Genomic DNA, 16324 nt, shown 5'->3' on the forward strand with positions numbered 1-16324 from the left:
GCGCGTGTGGCTCGTCGACGCATAGACGAGCAGCGCAAACGAGCAACGCGCATAGAGAGGTCACCATGGCTTTCACTCACCTCCACGTGCACACAGAGGGCAGCCTCCTCGACGGGCTGGCTCGCGTCCGCGACGCATTCTCCACCGTCCTCGACGACGGCCAGACCTCCATGGCGATCACAGACCACGGCAACCTGAACGTGGCGTGGAAGGCGAAGAAGGCCGCCGCCGAGATGGGTCTGACCTACGCGCCCGGCAACGAGATCTACCTCGCGGTCGCCGCGGACGGAGCGTTCGGCGACCGCCAGAACCCCGGGCACATGACCGTCACAGACGATCTGACCGACGACTCCGGCGACAAGGGCGAGGACGTCGAGTACGAGCTCGACGACAAGGGCGATCCGGTCATCGCAGAGGACGGCCGGCCGGTCGTCGCCACCCGCGCGAAGCGCGAGAAGCGCAAGCACTACTACCACCTGACGCTCATCGCGTACAACCGCGCCGGCTGGCACAACCTCGTGCGCATCAACAACGAGTCGACCAAGACGCTGCTGAACGGAAAGTACCCCGGCTGCGACATCGATCTGCTCCGTGCACACTCAGAGGGGATCATCGCGCTCACCGGCTGCCTGGGCGGTCCCGTCCTCGGCCCGCTCGCCCAGGGACGGCCGGACCTCGCGGTCGAGAACCTCGACGTGCTGCGCGACGTGTTCGACGCCGACCACCTGTTCGTCGAGGTCATGGAGCACGGCATCCCCGAGGAGACACGGGTGATCCCGGCCCTCAAGCAGCTCGCCGACGACAGCGACCTGAGGGTCGTGGCAACCAACGACTCCCACTACGCCGCCCACGACCACGCGCACGCGCACGACGCGTGGCTCGCCCTGCGCACCGATGACACCCTCGACAACCCGAACCGCTACCGCTTCCACGGCGAGGGCTACCACCTGCGCACCGAGTCGGAGATGCGCGCGCTGCGCGACGAGCCGTGGTGGCAGGAGGCGTGTGACAACACGCAGCTGATCGCAGACCGGTTCGAGCCGGACATCATGCCCGACGGGCATCCGATGCTCCCGAAGTTCCCGACCCCTGAGGGGTTCGCCAGCAACCGCAAGTTCCTGGCGCACCTGATCAGCGAGGGCGCGACACGCATCTACGGGCCTGACCGGCCGGCGGCGGTCTCAGAGCGGCTGAACACCGAGTGGAAAGTCATCACCGACATGGGGTTCGATGACTACTTCCTGATCGACTGGGACATGGTGCACTGGGCGAAATCCAACGGCATCCTCGTCGGCCCCGGCCGTGGCTCCGCCGCGGGATCCCTCATCGCGTACTGCCTGGGAATCACCGGCATCGACCCGCTCGAGCACGACCTGCTGTTCGAACGGTTCCTCGAGCCCGGTCGCACCGACTTTCCCGACATCGACATCGATTTCGAGCGCGGCCGCCGCGAGGACGTGCTGGACTACCTCGAGTCCCGGTGGGGCGAGGGCCACGTGGCCCTCATCGGCTCGTTCGGCGTGTCGAAGACCCGGGCGTCCATCAAGAACGCAGCGAAGGTGCTCGACCTCGGGAAGGCTGGCGCCGCGCTGACGAAGCTCGTGCCGGTCATCGAGGGCAACCCGATGAGCTTCGAGGACCTGCTCGATGAGGACAACGCGCAGTCCGCAGAGTTCCGCCGGGTGCTCGGCCGGTTCGGAGACGATGGCCAGCGGGTCCTCGCCCTCGCCCAGTCGTTCGACCAGGTGACCCGCAACGCCACCATCCACGCGTGCGGTGTCGTCATCAGTGACCAATACCTGCCGGATCTCATCCCCGTCCGGTACCACAAGACCACCCGGCGCCTGGTCACCCTGTGGGACTCGAAGGACGTGGAGGCGTTCGGTCTCATCAAGTTCGACGTGCTGTCGCTGCGCAACCTCGATATCGCCAAGACGGCGATGCAGTACATCGAGGAGACCACAGGGGAGAGGCTGTCGATCGAGACGATCCCGCACCCGGACACGCAGGGCGACCCCCGCGTGGACGCCGCGTGGCGGCTGCTGCGCGAGGGGCGAACCGCCGGCATCTTCCAGATGGAGGGTGCGGCGATGACCGCGCTGTCACAGGATGTCCAGCCGAACGCCGTCGATCACCTGAGCGCTGTGCTCGCCCTGTTCCGCCCCGGTCCCATCTCCGCCCAGATGCCCGAGCGCTACGCCCTGCGCAAGAACGGCAAGGAGACGGTCGACTACGGCATCTACACCGCTGACCCGCATGAGCAGCAGCAGATCGCATCGCGCCTCGGGGCGACCTACGGCATCCTGACCTACCAGGAGCAGATGATGCTGCTCGGGACGACGATCGCCGGTTTCGACGCACCGATGCGCTCGAAGTTGCGCAAGGCCATCGGCAAGAAGAACAAGGACCTCATGGCCCAGGTGAAGGTCGCCTTCCTCGACGGCGCCGGCCAGGAGTTCCGCGACGCGAACGGCGACGTGTTCAGCCCGGTGTTCCGCAAGGACACCGCCGAGCGGGTCTGGGCGATGTTCGAAGGTGCAGCGTCCTACGCGTTCAACGCCTCCCACTCGTTCGCGTACGGGTACCTCGCGTTCTGGACCGCGTACCTGAAGGCGAACTGGCCGGGCGCGTACGGTGCCGCCATCCTCGCGAACACCGACGACAAGGACAAGCGGTACGAGGCGCTCATCGCGCTGCCCGCCGAAGGGATTGAGATCCTCGCCCCGGACGTGAACCTGTCACGGGCCGTCTCCGCGCCCGAGGGCCTGGAGAAGGTGAGACTGGGGCTCGGGGAGATCGCGTCGGTCGGGAGCGCCGGTGAGGCGGTCGTCCGAGCCCGCGCCAGCAAGCCGTTCACCGGCATCGGCAACCTCGCCAACCGTGCGCGGCTGAGCGAGGACGGCAACAAGCCGCTGCAGGCGAACCAGATCATCGGCCTCATCGAGGCGGGAGCGCTCGATCAGTTCGGGCCGCGGCTCGGGCTGACGATGATCGCCCGGGTCGCCGGGAACATGGAGGGCTGCGTTGCCCCGGATATCGAGTGGGGCGTCATCGAGCGCAGCGCCCGCCAGCGTCAGCGGCTCGGCGTGGCGCTCGGAGAGAACCCACTGGTCACGTTCAACCAGCAGATCCGCGCATGGCGCAAACGCATCCCCGTGGGCGCTCAGACCATCGAGGAGGCGGCGATTCCCGTCACGAGGATCCCGACCGAGGCGGGCCTGACCGTCACGGTCATCGGGATCCTCGCCCGGTGGAAGGAAGGCTCCTACCGCGGGGGGCGCAAGGCCGCCCTCGTGCTCGAGGGCTCAGCCGACCGCATCGAGGGTGTGATGTGGGACCGCGAGCTCACCGAGCAGAAGGACGGGGCCGGAGTCCCGGTCATCGGGTGGCCGGTCGCAGTCACCGCCAGGGTCACCGTTCGCGAGTTCGAGCAGGAGGACGAGTTCGGCAACATCACCGTGACCTCCGTCCGTCAGCTCACCGTGAACCGCATCGACCTCGTCGAGGTCGATGATCCAGTGCGTGACCGCACGGCCGAGGCGCAGGTCACGGTCCCGGCGTTCCTGACGGTGGGCGAGGACCGCAGCGACGAGGAACCCGAGCTGCCCGAGTTCGACGTTCCGATGGTGCTCGACGAGTCGTTCGCCCTGGACGAGTCGTTCGACGTGCCGGTAGACGGGTTCGAGGACGCCTGGCCGATGGAGGTTCTAGAACCGGCGGGCACGGGCGCTGACATCGACTTCGACGTCGAGTTCGACGAGGCGCACGACGACCAGGTGTTCGACGAGGTCCCGACCCTCGATGCGACCGCCTCGACCGGCAGCAGTCATATCGTCATCGAGCGCTGGGTGCCGAACATCGGCGAGTTGCGCGCGAAGCTCCCCGCACACCTGCAGGACGCCACGTGCAGACCCGCGTTCCGCGGCCGAGGCGGGACGTTCGCGCTCCTCCGAGACGGCATCGAGATCGGAACGGTCACAGTCCCCGACGGCAGGCTCGTCGGCGCTCTCTGAGAATCGTGGCGGCCTGCCCCGTGGTGCGGTGAGTCGTCCGCTCACGGGCGACGAACCACGAGCGGCGCCTGCCGCCGCTCGCCGCGTACATAGAACGTATGACCGGTTTCGTTGAGAGCGAGTGGACCCGCACTCGCAGCGGACAGTTCCACCACAAGCTGTACTCACAGCCCGAGGTGACCCTCGAGACGGTGGGCGTGCCCGGAGAGGGCCTCGCTGGCCGGCTCGCCGCGCGTCGCCTGCACCTGCGCGAGCTCGGCTTCACCTTCGCCTCCGCGCCGCAGATCGGGAACCCCTACAAGCGGGTGCCGGCAGGATCCTGGTGGGCGAACGTGGCCGACCTTGCGGAGAACGTCGAGCACGGGTACGTGCGAATGAGCCAGGACGGCGCGCACCTGAAGACCTACCAGGGCGCACAGACCGCCCTGCGGATGCCGTCGGCGAACGCCGTGCGCAAGTTCGCAGGCACCGCCGGCACGACGTTCGACGTGCCCGTGGAGGCTGCCACGCCGCACGGGCCGGTCACCGGGTACGTCCGTGTCACTCGCAACGGCCCGGGCCGCTGGTCGGTGTCCGGCGTGAACATGCGCGAGCCGCAGCTGGGCTACGTCTGCGAGTCCGTGCAGGCGGTCCTCGAGTCGCGCCGGCCGATGAAGGCGCTGCCCCAGACCACCGACATCCTCGCCCGCCGGCGCCAGCGTCTCGCGTCCGCCGGCGTCACCGTCCGCCAGCTCGCGAACAGCTCGTGGCTCAGCGGCGGGTACAACGAGCACGACGAGCAGATGGTGCTCACGATGAACGGCCGTGCGTACGGCTACCACGTCGATCGCGACACCTACGACGAGGTCGTGAACGCGAGTAGCCCCGGCGCCGCGTACAACCGGCTCGTGAAGAAGCGCGCCCCGCACTTCGCCGTCGACTTCCACGAGGAGTGCGGCTCCTACTACCAGTCAGACGCCGGTCACCGTTGCCGCAGCCGGCACGACGCGCCCCAGACGCTCGCGCAGCGCAACGCCCTGCTTACCCGGGAGCTCGAACGGATCTAAGACGGCGGCATATACGACAGGACCCCTGGTGCTCGTGCACCAGGGGTCCTGTCGTTGACGGTCAGAAGTTGACGTCGTCGTCCACCGGGGCCGGAGCCGCGGTGGCCGGGGCGGGAGCGGCCGCAGCCGTCTCCTGGGCCGCAGCCGGGGCGGGTGCCGAGGTCGCGGCCGGAGCCTGACCCTGACCCTTGCTCGCCGAGCGGGTGAACGTCGCGGTGCCGTAGCGCAGCGACGGACCGATCTCGTCGATCTCCAGCTCGATGGCGGTGCGGTTGTTGCCCTCGCGGTCCTGGTAGGAGCGCTGCTTCAGGGCGCCGGTCGCGATGACGCGCTGGCCCTTCTGCAGCGAACCGGCCACGTGCTCCGCGAACTCACGCCACACCGACGCGCGCAGGAACAGTGCCTCTCCGTCCTTCCACTCGTTCGCCTGACGGTCGAACGAGCGAGGGGTGGACGCGATGGTGAGGTTGGCCACGGGGAGGCCGGCCTGCGTGTAGCGCAGCTCCGGGTCCGCGGTCAGGTTTCCCACGACGGTGATGATCGTTTCGCCAGCCATGATTCGTTCCGTATCTTTCTTCCGGTGCCCTTTCGGGCGGCAATTCCCGCGACGCCGGTCGGCGCCGTGGGGATCCGGCGGTGCCGGACATCTCCTCTATGCGTCAAGTCCCTCGCGAGAGTGGGTGTTCAGGACTTCCTGGCGCACAGTGTGCAGTAGGTCACCGACATTCACGCCGCGGGCCTCAGCGAGGTCGGCGGCAAGACGCGATGCCACATCCATGAGTCCGGCGACCGCGGAGAACGTGTTGGTTCCCCGGATGAGGTGCCGGATTGAGTCGGCGACGTCGTGCGTCGCGCAGAGAGTTCCCTCGTCGTCGAACGCGAACGCGTCGAACTGGCTGTTGAGCTCGGTGAGGGCGATCCCGGTCAGCAGCCGCTCGCCGGCGTCCTCACCGACCAGGGGGGACAGCTGGCTGGTGCGATAGACCTCGTCGAACGCTTTCAGGTAGCGGATGTCGTCCTCGATGTCGGCCATCGCACGGTGGGTCTTCTCCGGCTTTGGCGGGACGATGGGGGAGCCGGTGACCAGCTCGTACCGGCGCCGCTGAGAGGACGGGTCGTTCTCCCAGTACGCCAGGCGCGCGCCGAGGGTCGGCATCTGGGTGTCGATGGCCTTGTGGTCGTATCGGGCGACCCCGCTGCCGGAGATCACAAGCGGTGCGTCGGCCGGGATGTGCCGGTCGACGAGGTCCAGGATCTGCGACTCGGCCTCCGGCATCGAGGGGAAGCCGAAGCGCAGCGCACGCTTACCGGTCAGCTCCGCGTACAGGCCCGACCGCATGTGCATGGCGAGGACCGTCGGGTCGTCCTCGAGCTGGCGGATGCTGGCCTTGGTCGGCTGGATGATCGTCTCGAACCGCGCGATCTCCTCGTAGCCCGCATCGGTCAGGATGACGGCGATCTCGAAGATGCGGTCATCGGGTTCGACGCCCGGAGACTCCAGGTCGATGAACGCGTAGTAAGGCTGCTGCATGGACCTGTTATGCGCGGGCTCGTGGCGGCGCCCGCCACTCACTGCTCGTCGGCCCTCGGGCGGACCGACTCGCGGTGCTCGGGAAGCGCCCGATGCCCGCGTGGCGAACGGGCCCCGCGCAGTACGTGACGCGGTCACGCGCGGTACTCGTAGACGGGGATGCCCTTCTTCCGGGCGTAGTCGGCCATGCCCTGCGTTCCCCTGTTCGCCTCGCCCTCGGCGAAGAACGCGAGGCACTCCACGACGCCGGACTCTCCCATGGCGGCGTTTCGCCGGTGGCCGGCGGAGTTGACGTAGGTGAACCCCGGGGTGCCCCGGCGGACGAACATGTTGGACAGCGCCCGCTCGCGGTCGTACGGGTCGCGGGGGTCCTCCATGTTCCATTCCGCTGGCCACATCTCGGCGTGGGCGCCGTCCGACTTGCCGGCGAGGAGGCTGGCGAGGGTGTCTGCGCCTCGTGCGCCACCGTGGACGATCGTCATGTGGGCGCCTGCGGCCCGTGAGCGGGCGTCGCGGAGGGCGGCGACCATGACGTCACGGTGAACGCTCGGCAGCGTCGCCCAGTCGGGCACGACGTTCCACCGGTCGGTGAGATCCGCTCCCCACATCCGGCTCCCGGTGATCAGCACCCGGCGCCCGGCGGGCAGCCGCAGGATGGACTGGCGGCACCGCTCCGTCATGTCGATGACCTCGCTTGCGGTGATCTCGCGCGAGGCGGTCATGCCGAGGCCCGCGTGCTTGTACCAGTCGACCTCGATGTCGAAGGCTGGGCAGGTGAAATTGGGTGGACAGCCGTTCTCGTGGCCGGGCAACAGGCCGTCGCACCAGCAGTATGAGCGGAGCGTGAACATGTCGGTCACGATGACCTGCCCACCGTTGTTGGAGGTCCGCAGGTACTCCGGGTCGATCCGCGCCTCGGCGTGCTGCTCGTAGGCGGCCTCAAGCGTGGCGAGCGCGTAGTTCAGCGGCCGGCTGTCGTGCACCCAGACCTCCTGGTGGTACGCCTCAGCGGCCCGCCATCCCTGGCGGGCCGCTGAGAGCTGCGGGGGAGGGTCACGCCTTGGCGGGAGCCTTCGCGCCGAGCGACGCGAGGCGGCGCTCCTTGTCCTTGACGAGGCCCTTGTTCGGCTGGAACCGCTCAAGCGCGGCCTCGTACTCGTTGTCGACGCCCTGGTCTGCAATGTGGCGGACCTGACGCATCTTGTCTCCGCTCGGGAGCTTGATGATGTCGACGGTGAACCGCACCTTGTGGCCGATGAGCGACTTGCCGAGGTTCATCAGGTCGCGGGCGGCCTGATCCTCCAGACGGGCGGAGCGGACGAGCTCGCGGCCGTCCTTGTTGCGCTCGCTCGGCAGGCCGGTCGAGTAGATGATGCCCCGGTTGGAGGTCACCTCGCGGTCGACGCCGGTGATCGTCGAGAGGAACGTCTTGGTGTTCTCGATGTCCTCGGACGCCTTCTCGGCGGCCTCGAACTCGTAGCGCAGCGGCGAGCCGGAGGCGAGGAAGCCCGCGATGCGGCGCAGCTGGGTGAGCACGTCCGAGTCGGTCGCGCCGGGGCCCGCGATGGTCGCCGCGGCGATGATCGCCTGGTCCTTCGTCTGCTCCGAGAGGCTTTCAGTCATTGGTTCCGTATCCTTCATCCGTTGGTGCGGCGCCGGTCGGTGCCGCACATCCTCTATGCGTGAACTGCCTCACGCGCCTGCAGGTTCGAGTTCCGCGGCCGGCGAGTGGGTCCGGCCGACGAGGTCCGTCCACTGATCGGCGTTCGGGTCGAGGTGGGGGTCCTCGTTCGCGATGGCGATGCCGGCGCGGATTGTGGTGCTGGCAAGGCCCTGGACGCGGCGGGCCCAGTCGGCCCACACCTCGGCGTCCTCCCCGAACGGGGCAGGCCGGGACTTCAGTGCCGACTCGACGGCGTAGGTCATGCGGCTGGCGGCGTCGTGCGACCAGTCGAACACCCCGAACACGTCGCGGCAGGCGCGCTCGACAATCACCGCGAGGGTGTTCGTGAGCGCGCGGATGTTCGCCGGGTTCAGCTCCTGACCGAAGATGTCGAGGTGGGTGGCGGCGAACGACGCGAGCCCGGTGGTCGCTATCGCGGCCCACTTGTTCGTGGGGTACTGGGCGAACTGCGGCATTTTCGTGTTCTCCTTCGTGTGAGCGACGATGTCGTCGGACTCCGTGCGGTCGTCCAGCGGTGTTATGCGCGGTGCCTCCGCGTTGGCGGCGTCCCGCACGTGGCGAGGCACAGGGATCGGCTCGTAGTCGTCGGATTCGGCAGCGCCGATGCGGTTGAGAGTTTCAGTGCGCTCGATGAGCATTGAGGCCGCGCGGCGGTCCATCGTCATTCGGAGCTCTTCGGCGCTCAGCAGCTTCGTGCGGGAGTTGTTGCGCGCGTTCGCGCTCTTGATCTGGGCGACCGGGCACGTGTTTGCGACGGGGCACCAGCCGCAGAGGTTCCCGGGTCGGGTGGGGAAGATCCCGGTGTCGGAGGCGACGTTCATCTGGTCGAACGCGACGCGGAACTCCCGAAGGGTCTGGCGCACCGGCCCGTCGGACAGGTCGATGTCGCGGCGCTTGCCCTGACGCGGGTGCAGGAGGCGGCCGGCAACCGGGGCCTCGGGGAGCATCAGGGATCCGGCGACGTAGTACAGGCGCACCTGGTCGCCGTAGTCGTCGCCGAACATCTTCGACGGGCCCTTGGCCTTGTCGCCGAACTTGTAGTCCTCGATCTCCAGCTGGCCGCTCTGGTTGCGGGTGACCCGGTCGATGTACCCGCGAAAGGGCACTCCGTTGGGGAGCACGAGGTTCTGGATGTCCAGCTCAGTCTGGTAGACGTCTACCTCGGTGGGCTCCTCGAGGTTGTAGATCGACAACGCCCACTCGGAGACCTTCTCGGTCCAGTCACGGCGCAGAGCCCCGACACCGCGGCGGCCGGACCACGGCGCCAGCATCTTCTCGGCGACTGTCGGCACGGTGTTCTGGATGAACTCGCGGGTGCGTTCTGCCGGCGGCATGTCGTAGGTGATTTCGAGCACCTCGTGGGCGCCGGTCCCGAGGTGAGCGTTGCTCGTCGGATCCTCCTGGCGGGGCATCGCCGACTCGGCAGCGAACGAGGCGAGGCACTTCTTGACGCTGTTGGCTGCGGACGCCGACATCTGCTTGCGGCGGATGCGGTCGACCCGGGACGCGTCGAGCACGCGGAGGTTCCGCCCCTCCCACACGAGTCCGTTCAGCGACTGCCGGACGTCGTCGGCGGTGACGATGTTCGACTTCGAGCGCGGCTTGTTCTTGGGGTCGGCGCCGGTACTCGGCAACATCTCGGCAGACATGCACCGTCTATGCGCGGGGTGCTCCGGTTCGACGCCGCGAGCCGCGAAACTGACCGTCGTACCGGGCCAGCCTGGCATCTGCCAGGGGGTACCAGGCCGATGCCGGGATATTCGAGAGGCACTTTGACCTACTCTCGACTGGGGAAGAGCCGGGCCGTGCCAGGATGCCTAGTTAGTTATAGTCTTCCAGAAGAGAAGAAGTAAGTAAGTAGTAGAAGAGGGGCCCTGTCTCTCCCTCTCTCTATATGGATACCTACTACCGCACGCGGTTTTCTGGCACGCGCATCGCTTTTCTTCTCTGACCTGGGCTTTTGAGCGTTTTCCGGCCTGGCATGAGCCTGGCACGGCTGGCACGCAACGCCGCCGATTCTGAGAGTTTTCACCTCTGAACTGGGATTTCCCACCTCGGTGCCTCGTGGGAGGTCTGCCAGGCGCTCGCACGAGGCACCCGAACAGCGGCTCCGCCGGCTCGCGCCCCGAGCTGGCAGCAGGGTCTCTCTGCCTCAGGCTGTGCCGCTGAGCGGCGCGCGCGAACTCCGGAGTCACGGCGGCGATCACCGCCGTGGCGACGCCGCGTACATCCTCTCCATGAACACCTCCTCCTTCATCGCGCCTGCCCCGCTGATCGCCCAGGGCAACGCCGCAGACCTCATCCGCGCCGTCCCGAGCTCCTCCGTTCACGCTGTGGTCACCGACCCGCCGTACGGCTTGGACATCGGGCGCATCTCGGGCCAGCGGTGGGACCGGGAGGACGACAACATCGCCTTCGACGTCTCGTTCTGGCGACAGGTGATCCGCGTCGTGAAGCCCGGAGGACTCGTGCTCGCGTTCGGGGCCAGCCGCACGGACTACCTGCTGAAGTACGCGCTGCACCAGGCCGGGTTCGTCATCGAGGAGACCGTCCTCGCATGGACCCGCGCTGACAAGAAGCTCGTGGACACCGACATCGCCCGGGAGTTCGCCCGCCGCGGCGAGAACGACAACGCCGAGCGGTTCGCCGACTGCCACACCATGTTCAAGCCGTCCTTCGAGCCCATCGTCGTCGCCCGCCGGCCGTTCGAGGAGGGGCTCGGGCGCCTGGAGAACCTCCGCAAGCACGGCACGGGGATGCTGAACTTCAGCGACGCGTACACCCCGACCGATGAGGACCTGTCCCGGATCCCCGGCACCCCGAAGCCCGAGCACGTGATGTTCTACGACCGCAAGGGGAGCGAACGCTCCAAGCCCCACGCCGGCGGCCGCTACCCCCACAACCAGGTGTTCATCCACCAGCCGGGGTGTGAGCCCGACGGGCCCTGCGTGCCCGACTGCGCGGCTGGCGCCTACGACGCGCTGCACTCAGGCAAGTCCCGCTACTTCCGGTCGTTCTACCACACCGGGCGCACGCCGCAGGCGGAGCGTGTGATGGTCAACGGCAAGGCGCATCTGACTGTCAAGCCCGTCTCGGTCATGGAATGGCTCGTGGGTATCGCGACCCTCCCCGGCCAGACGGTTCTCGACCTGTTCGGCGGTTCCGGCTCGACGATGGTCGCCGCCGAGAACATGGGACGGGAGGCGATCGTGTTCGAGCGCGACGCCGCGTTCGCCGACATCATCCGGGCACGCGCCAATGACATCCGCGGCTACCGCGAGTTTGTGCCGACGGCTGCCTGAGCGGGCGCCGCGTACATCGAGAACATGACGATCATCAGCGCACAGGCAGACCTGGCCCGCGAGGCCGCACGCGCCGCCGATGGCAGGTTCGGGCATCAGGAGCGCAGCGCTCCCGACATCGCCTTCCCGCCCGCGAACGTACGGTCGGGCGAGATCGAGGGCGGCGGCTACATCGTGGAGTCGCCCGTCGGGGGAGACCGCCGGAACCTCTGGGTCCACCTCGAGGACGGCGCACGGGTGAGCCTCAGCGTCAGCGAGGAGCAGCTCGGCGTGGCCGGCGAACCGTGGGACGACGACATGCTGACCCTCGCACGCACAGGCGACATGCTGACCGCCACCTACGAGGTGGACGGGGGCGACATCGGACAGGAGTTCGTGGCAGCCGCCGACACCGCGGGCCCCGACGCGCAGGCGCTGGTCCAGCGCCTGCGCGAACGTGTGACCGCGGCCGCCGGCGCAGAGGTCAAGGTTGCGTTCGATCGCGGGCAGCTGACGTTCTCCCACCTGTCCTCGCACGACGTGGACCGCGACGGCGGTGTGTACACCGCGAACGTCATGCAGCACATCGAGGACAGCGAATCCGGGCGCTACCTGCGCTACGGCTGGCACGCCACCGCGATCGCCGCGGTACTCGACGAGGAAGGGTTCGAGGGATGACTGATTTCGACACACTGCACCCGCGCGAGCAGGACGGGCGGTTCGCCGAGACCCGGCGCAGCGCACCCGACGTCGCGCTCGGCCAGCAGATCCCGACGGTCGAGAACACCCGGATCACGGTGCTCGTGGACGGCAAGGTCCACGCAACCCGCGAGCCGGGGGACCGGGCACCGATCTCGGACCTGATGCTCGGGGCGACGCCGGCGGACGGCGCGCACTGGGTGCTGCGCACCGAGGTTGATGGCTCCGATTCGGGCAGCGACATCCCGCTCCCACCCGCCGGCAAGCTCCTGGTCGCAGAGCGGCACGGCGACTACATGGTGCTCGACGACATGGACAAGCGGAACATCAGCCTCGCCGACGACGCCATCACCTGGCACCATGACGATCTCATCGTGCTCGCCGATCCCGAGGAGCGCATCGACCTCGACGAGGTCCGCCAGACGCTCGAAGCCTCGCCCGGCGACGGACCTTACATGGTGGATGCCGCCCTCGACTACGACGACCACTCGGTCCTCAACGTCGATGTCGCGGTCCACGAGAACCTCCTGTGGGACGACCAGTTCACCGAGGAGGAGCTTGACGAGAACGAGGCCATCGTCCGGGATGTGTACCGCGAGTGGTTCAACGCGGAGCTCGATGTCCCGGAGTCCTGGGAGTACGCGGACATCGAGCTCCGCGTGCCCGTTCCCGCAGCCCGCGCGTCGAACCTCATGATCATCGAGGCGGCGTACGGCGCGTACGCGAAGTTCCGCAATGAGACCGACCCGGGAACCTACGGCAGCCCGTACGTCGGCGCCGAGATCCGCCGGCGCATCGACGCCCGCCACGACCAGGAGGACGACCAGTGACCCTTATCAGCGACGCAGCCGTCGCTTCCCGCGAAGGCGCACGGGCCACCGACGGTCGGTTCGGGCATCAGGCTCGGACCTCGCCCGATGTACGCCTCGTCGTCCCCGGCGGGGACGCCTCGGCTCTACCGCGCGAGCGCGACCCGCGCAATGTCGGGGACCCGGACGCGCAGCTGTCCGGCTACGAGGTGCTCGCGGACGAGATCGTGAAGGCCCGGAGCGTCACGGAGATCGCACCTGTCGGTGTCGCGGCGACCCGCAAGGCGCTCCGCAACCGACGCGGCGACCTCGACGGCGCTGTGCGGATGGTCACCCTCAGCTGGGACTCGGTGCCGCCGGCAGCGGGCATCGGGGAGCTTGAGGTGACCGGTCCCCGCGACGGGCGACCGATCATCATCCGCGTGCGCAGCGGGTGCCCCACCATGCGCATCGTCTCGGGCCGTGCGGTCATCGTGACGGCGGGCAGCGGTTACGGCATCAACGTGGCGGAAGGCGCAGAAGCCACGGTCATCGTCCGCGACCACACGAAGATCGGCGTACGGGCCGAGGCAGGTTCCACCGTTGACTTCTATCCGGACGAAACCTCCCGCGGCTACCAGTCGATCGCCGAGGGGGCGAGGTTCCGGATGCACGGCCGCGCGGACGGCATCACCCTGTCCACCGACCCGAGGTGACCTCCGGAGCGAGAGCGTCGCTCGCCGCACTCTGACGCCGCGTACATCTTCACCATGACCACGAACATCAGCGCGCAGGCCGAGACAGCACGCGAGAGCTCACGCGCCACCGACGGACGCTTCGGACCTCAGGCTCATTCTGAGCCTGAGGTACACATCCCGGCCGCGTCCGGCCGGCCTGAGATCGAACCGAGCGAGGCGTTCCTCAGCGTGTGGCCGGCCGCCGACACCGCGGACGAGGAGACGGCGCGCGACGCGTACGCGCGGACGGTCCTCGGCATCGTGGCAGAGCCGGCCGATGAGGACCTCGGCCGGGCGATCCGCGCCCACGGGGCCGAGGCGGTACTCGGTGCGGTCCAGGACAAGAGCACGACCGGCACGCTCGGCATCCCGGCTGCGGCGCTCCAGCGGTGGCGCGCCCGCCACAGCGACGCAGAGACCGCCCGCGCCTTCCGGCTCGCCGCTGAGCACAGGATCACGGTGCACACCGGCGCGGAAGGTGGCATTCCTCCGCAGTTCGACGACCTCGGTGACCGGGCGCCGCTCACTCTCTGGGTGAAGGGTGACCCGGAGGTGCTGAAGACGATGAGCGCTGGGGTGAGCATCGTCGGAGCGCGCGCCGCAACCGGCTACGGTGAGGCCACGGCTGGATACCTCGCAGACCACGCGGCCAGCACCGGCCGCACGGTCGTTTCCGGCGGGTCATTCGGCATCGACGGTGCCGCGCACCGGAACACGCTGCTCTCTGGCGGCAAGACGGTCGCGTTCCTCGCCAGCGGCGCGGACCGCCCGTACCCCGCGGGCCACAGCGACCTGCTCGGCCGGGTGGCGCAGTCAGGCGCCGTCGTCTCCGAAGTCGCACCGGGCAGCACCCCGACCAAGTGGCGGTTCCTCGCCCGCAACCGGCTGATCGCGGCAGCAACCGGCGCAACGATCGTCGTGGAGGCAGGTGCCCGCTCAGGATCCTTGAGCACCGCACACAACGCCAAGGAGCTCGGCCGGCACGTCGCTGCGGTCCCCGGACCCATCACGAGCGCGGCGTCCACCGGCGCGCACCGGCTGATCAAGGAAGGCGCGACCATCGTGACGGACGTGGCTGACCTCGACGACCTGAGGGGCGCAGCATGAGCGACTTCGACGAGAGCGACCACCCGCGTGAGCAGGGCGGGCGCTTCGCACAAAAGGAGCGTTCCGCGCCCGTCGTCTCGCTCGGCGATCCAGTGCCGCACGATCAGGAGAGCCTCGTGTGGGCGGTCGAAGGTGACGACCACGAGGTCCGGCTCGTGGAGGCCACGTCCATCGACGAGGCGATCGAGCAGGCCGCCGCTCAGTTCTCCGGGGACTACGACGACGACTACGACCCCGACCTGCTGCATGTCGCCGGCGCGTTCCGCGGCGACATCGACAACACCGACAGCCTCGAGTTCGTCGCCGTCGAGTCGATCGACGATGAAGCATTCGCGCGACGCGCGCTGCGCAACGCCGACTGACCGCGCATAGGGGACACCGACGGGGGAGGACCAGATGGGGACCATCGACCAGGCCGGCAACGTCCACAAGGGCGCGGGGGTCGGGGGCGGCCAGTTCGCCGGAAAGCACCAGAGCCAGCCGGAGATCACACTGGGTACAACGGACCTCCCCGCGCAGACGCCGCCTCGGATCGACGATCAGCTCGCGGAGCTGTACGGCCAGCAGCTGAGGATGATGCTGCAGGCGGATTCGGCCCGTGCCCTCGCGGAGCGCTACCGCACCCGGCTCTCCCGAGCTGTGAGCGACTACGACCGACGGCACTACACCGAGAGCGCGGACAGCTACGACGCCCAGGCGGAGACGTTCGACGCCGAGGCGGAAGCGATCGGCCAGCAGATGCGGCCGTTCGAGGACGAGTTCCGGCGCCGCGGCGGCTGGTCCCGCGCGTTCCTCGTGTCCGGCGGGCACCTGCACAACACCATGTCGTGCTCGACCTGCAACCGCGAGGGCAAGATGACGCGGTTCGCGTGGATGACCGAGTTCTCCGGGGCGAACGAGAGTGAGATGGTGGAAGCTGCCGCCGACCGGTGCTGCACTGTGTGCTTCCCGTCAGCTCCCGTGGAGGTCCTCGGCCGCCGATCCACCCTCCTCACCCCCGACGAGCGGGAGGCGGCGGACACGCGCGCCGCACGCGAGGCGGAGCGGGCACGGAAGGCCGCCGAGCGTGAAGCGAAGGCCATCACGAACCCCGACGGAACTCCGCTGCGCCACAGGTACCACGAGGCGCGCACGATGGTGACCGCGGAGCGGGAGCTCGTGGACGCCCTCCTGTACACAGAGGTGGACCCGGCCTACCGGCACAGCAGCCCCGACTTCGTCGACGAGATGCGGGAATGGGAACGCAAGCTCATCGACGCCCTCGCCGCAAAGAAGGGCCTGCCCGCAGACGATGTGCGCGCAGAGGCGATCGTCAAGGCCCAGAAGAAGCTGAAGAGGATGCGATGAGCGCCACCGATCATGTGTATGTGCTGGACCAGGCGACCGGCCAGCTTGTCGCGTACGCCGCTGACGACGATTGACGCCGCTCGGATGTCGG

Annotated in this window: 14 protein-coding genes; 9 read left to right on the forward strand and 5 right to left on the reverse strand. The window is 68.5% G+C overall.

Annotated features, from left to right (window positions below):
* Positions 1-65 precede the first annotated feature (65 nt).
* Positions 66-4013 carry a DNA polymerase III subunit alpha gene (gene dnaE, locus AC3RX1_RS16960; protein ID WP_491502384.1) on the forward strand — a complete coding sequence of 1316 codons (3948 nt, stop codon included), beginning with the start codon at positions 66-68 and terminating at the stop codon, positions 4011-4013.
* Positions 4014-4111: 98 nt separating this feature from the next.
* Positions 4112-5059: a hypothetical protein gene (locus AC3RX1_RS16965; RefSeq protein ID WP_491502385.1), complete on the forward strand. Its 948-nt coding sequence runs from the start codon at positions 4112-4114 to the stop codon at positions 5057-5059.
* 61 nt (positions 5060-5120) lie between these two features.
* Here AC3RX1_RS16965 and AC3RX1_RS16970 read toward each other — a convergent pair whose 3' ends face one another.
* From AC3RX1_RS16970 to AC3RX1_RS16990, 5 genes are all read right to left on the reverse strand, one after another.
* Positions 5121-5615 (reverse strand): single-stranded DNA-binding protein, encoded by a 495-nt coding sequence (locus tag AC3RX1_RS16970; protein ID WP_491502386.1) that lies wholly within the window; start codon positions 5613-5615, stop codon positions 5121-5123.
* 96 nt (positions 5616-5711) lie between these two features.
* The gene (locus AC3RX1_RS16975; RefSeq protein WP_491502387.1) at positions 5712-6590 is read right to left on the reverse strand and encodes a hypothetical protein; all 879 of its coding nucleotides are present in this window, start codon (positions 6588-6590) and stop codon (positions 5712-5714) included.
* Positions 6591-6724: 134 nt separating this feature from the next.
* Complete coding sequence (locus AC3RX1_RS16980; RefSeq protein WP_491502388.1) at positions 6725-7573, reverse strand: hypothetical protein; 849 nt, start codon at positions 7571-7573, stop codon at positions 6725-6727.
* A gap of 70 nt (positions 7574-7643) precedes the next feature.
* Positions 7644-8213 carry a hypothetical protein gene (locus tag AC3RX1_RS16985; protein WP_491502389.1) on the reverse strand — a complete coding sequence of 190 codons (570 nt, stop codon included), beginning with the start codon at positions 8211-8213 and terminating at the stop codon, positions 7644-7646.
* A 69-nt stretch (positions 8214-8282) separates the two neighbouring features.
* On the reverse strand, positions 8283-9923 hold the full coding sequence (locus tag AC3RX1_RS16990; protein WP_491502390.1) for a RecB family exonuclease: 1641 nt from the start codon (positions 9921-9923) through the stop codon (positions 8283-8285).
* 588 nt (positions 9924-10511) lie between these two features.
* Between AC3RX1_RS16990 and AC3RX1_RS16995 the strand changes: the two genes are divergently transcribed.
* From AC3RX1_RS16995 to AC3RX1_RS17025, 7 genes are read left to right on the forward strand one after another with little or no spacing between them, the layout of a single operon-like run.
* The gene (locus AC3RX1_RS16995; protein WP_491502391.1) at positions 10512-11576 is read left to right on the forward strand and encodes a DNA-methyltransferase; all 1065 of its coding nucleotides are present in this window, start codon (positions 10512-10514) and stop codon (positions 11574-11576) included.
* A gap of 24 nt (positions 11577-11600) precedes the next feature.
* Positions 11601-12233, forward strand: a complete 633-nt coding sequence (locus AC3RX1_RS17000; RefSeq protein WP_491502392.1) for a hypothetical protein — start codon at positions 11601-11603, stop codon at positions 12231-12233.
* Positions 12230-13084: a hypothetical protein gene (locus AC3RX1_RS17005; RefSeq protein WP_491502393.1), complete on the forward strand. Its 855-nt coding sequence runs from the start codon at positions 12230-12232 to the stop codon at positions 13082-13084. Before AC3RX1_RS17000 ends, AC3RX1_RS17005 begins: the two co-directional genes overlap by 4 nt.
* Positions 13081-13758, forward strand: a complete 678-nt coding sequence (locus AC3RX1_RS17010) for a hypothetical protein (RefSeq protein WP_491502394.1) — start codon at positions 13081-13083, stop codon at positions 13756-13758. Before AC3RX1_RS17005 ends, AC3RX1_RS17010 begins: the two co-directional genes overlap by 4 nt.
* A gap of 54 nt (positions 13759-13812) precedes the next feature.
* Positions 13813-14886 carry a DNA-processing protein DprA gene (dprA, locus tag AC3RX1_RS17015; RefSeq protein WP_491502395.1) on the forward strand — a complete coding sequence of 358 codons (1074 nt, stop codon included), beginning with the start codon at positions 13813-13815 and terminating at the stop codon, positions 14884-14886.
* Positions 14883-15248, forward strand: a complete 366-nt coding sequence (locus tag AC3RX1_RS17020; RefSeq protein WP_491502396.1) for a hypothetical protein — start codon at positions 14883-14885, stop codon at positions 15246-15248. The genes dprA and AC3RX1_RS17020 overlap by 4 nt, the downstream gene beginning before the upstream one ends.
* A gap of 34 nt (positions 15249-15282) precedes the next feature.
* Positions 15283-16233, forward strand: a complete 951-nt coding sequence (locus AC3RX1_RS17025; protein WP_491502397.1) for a hypothetical protein — start codon at positions 15283-15285, stop codon at positions 16231-16233.
* Positions 16234-16324: the final 91 nt, after the last annotated feature.

It is taken from the genome of Microbacterium altimontanum, assembly GCF_058349865.2.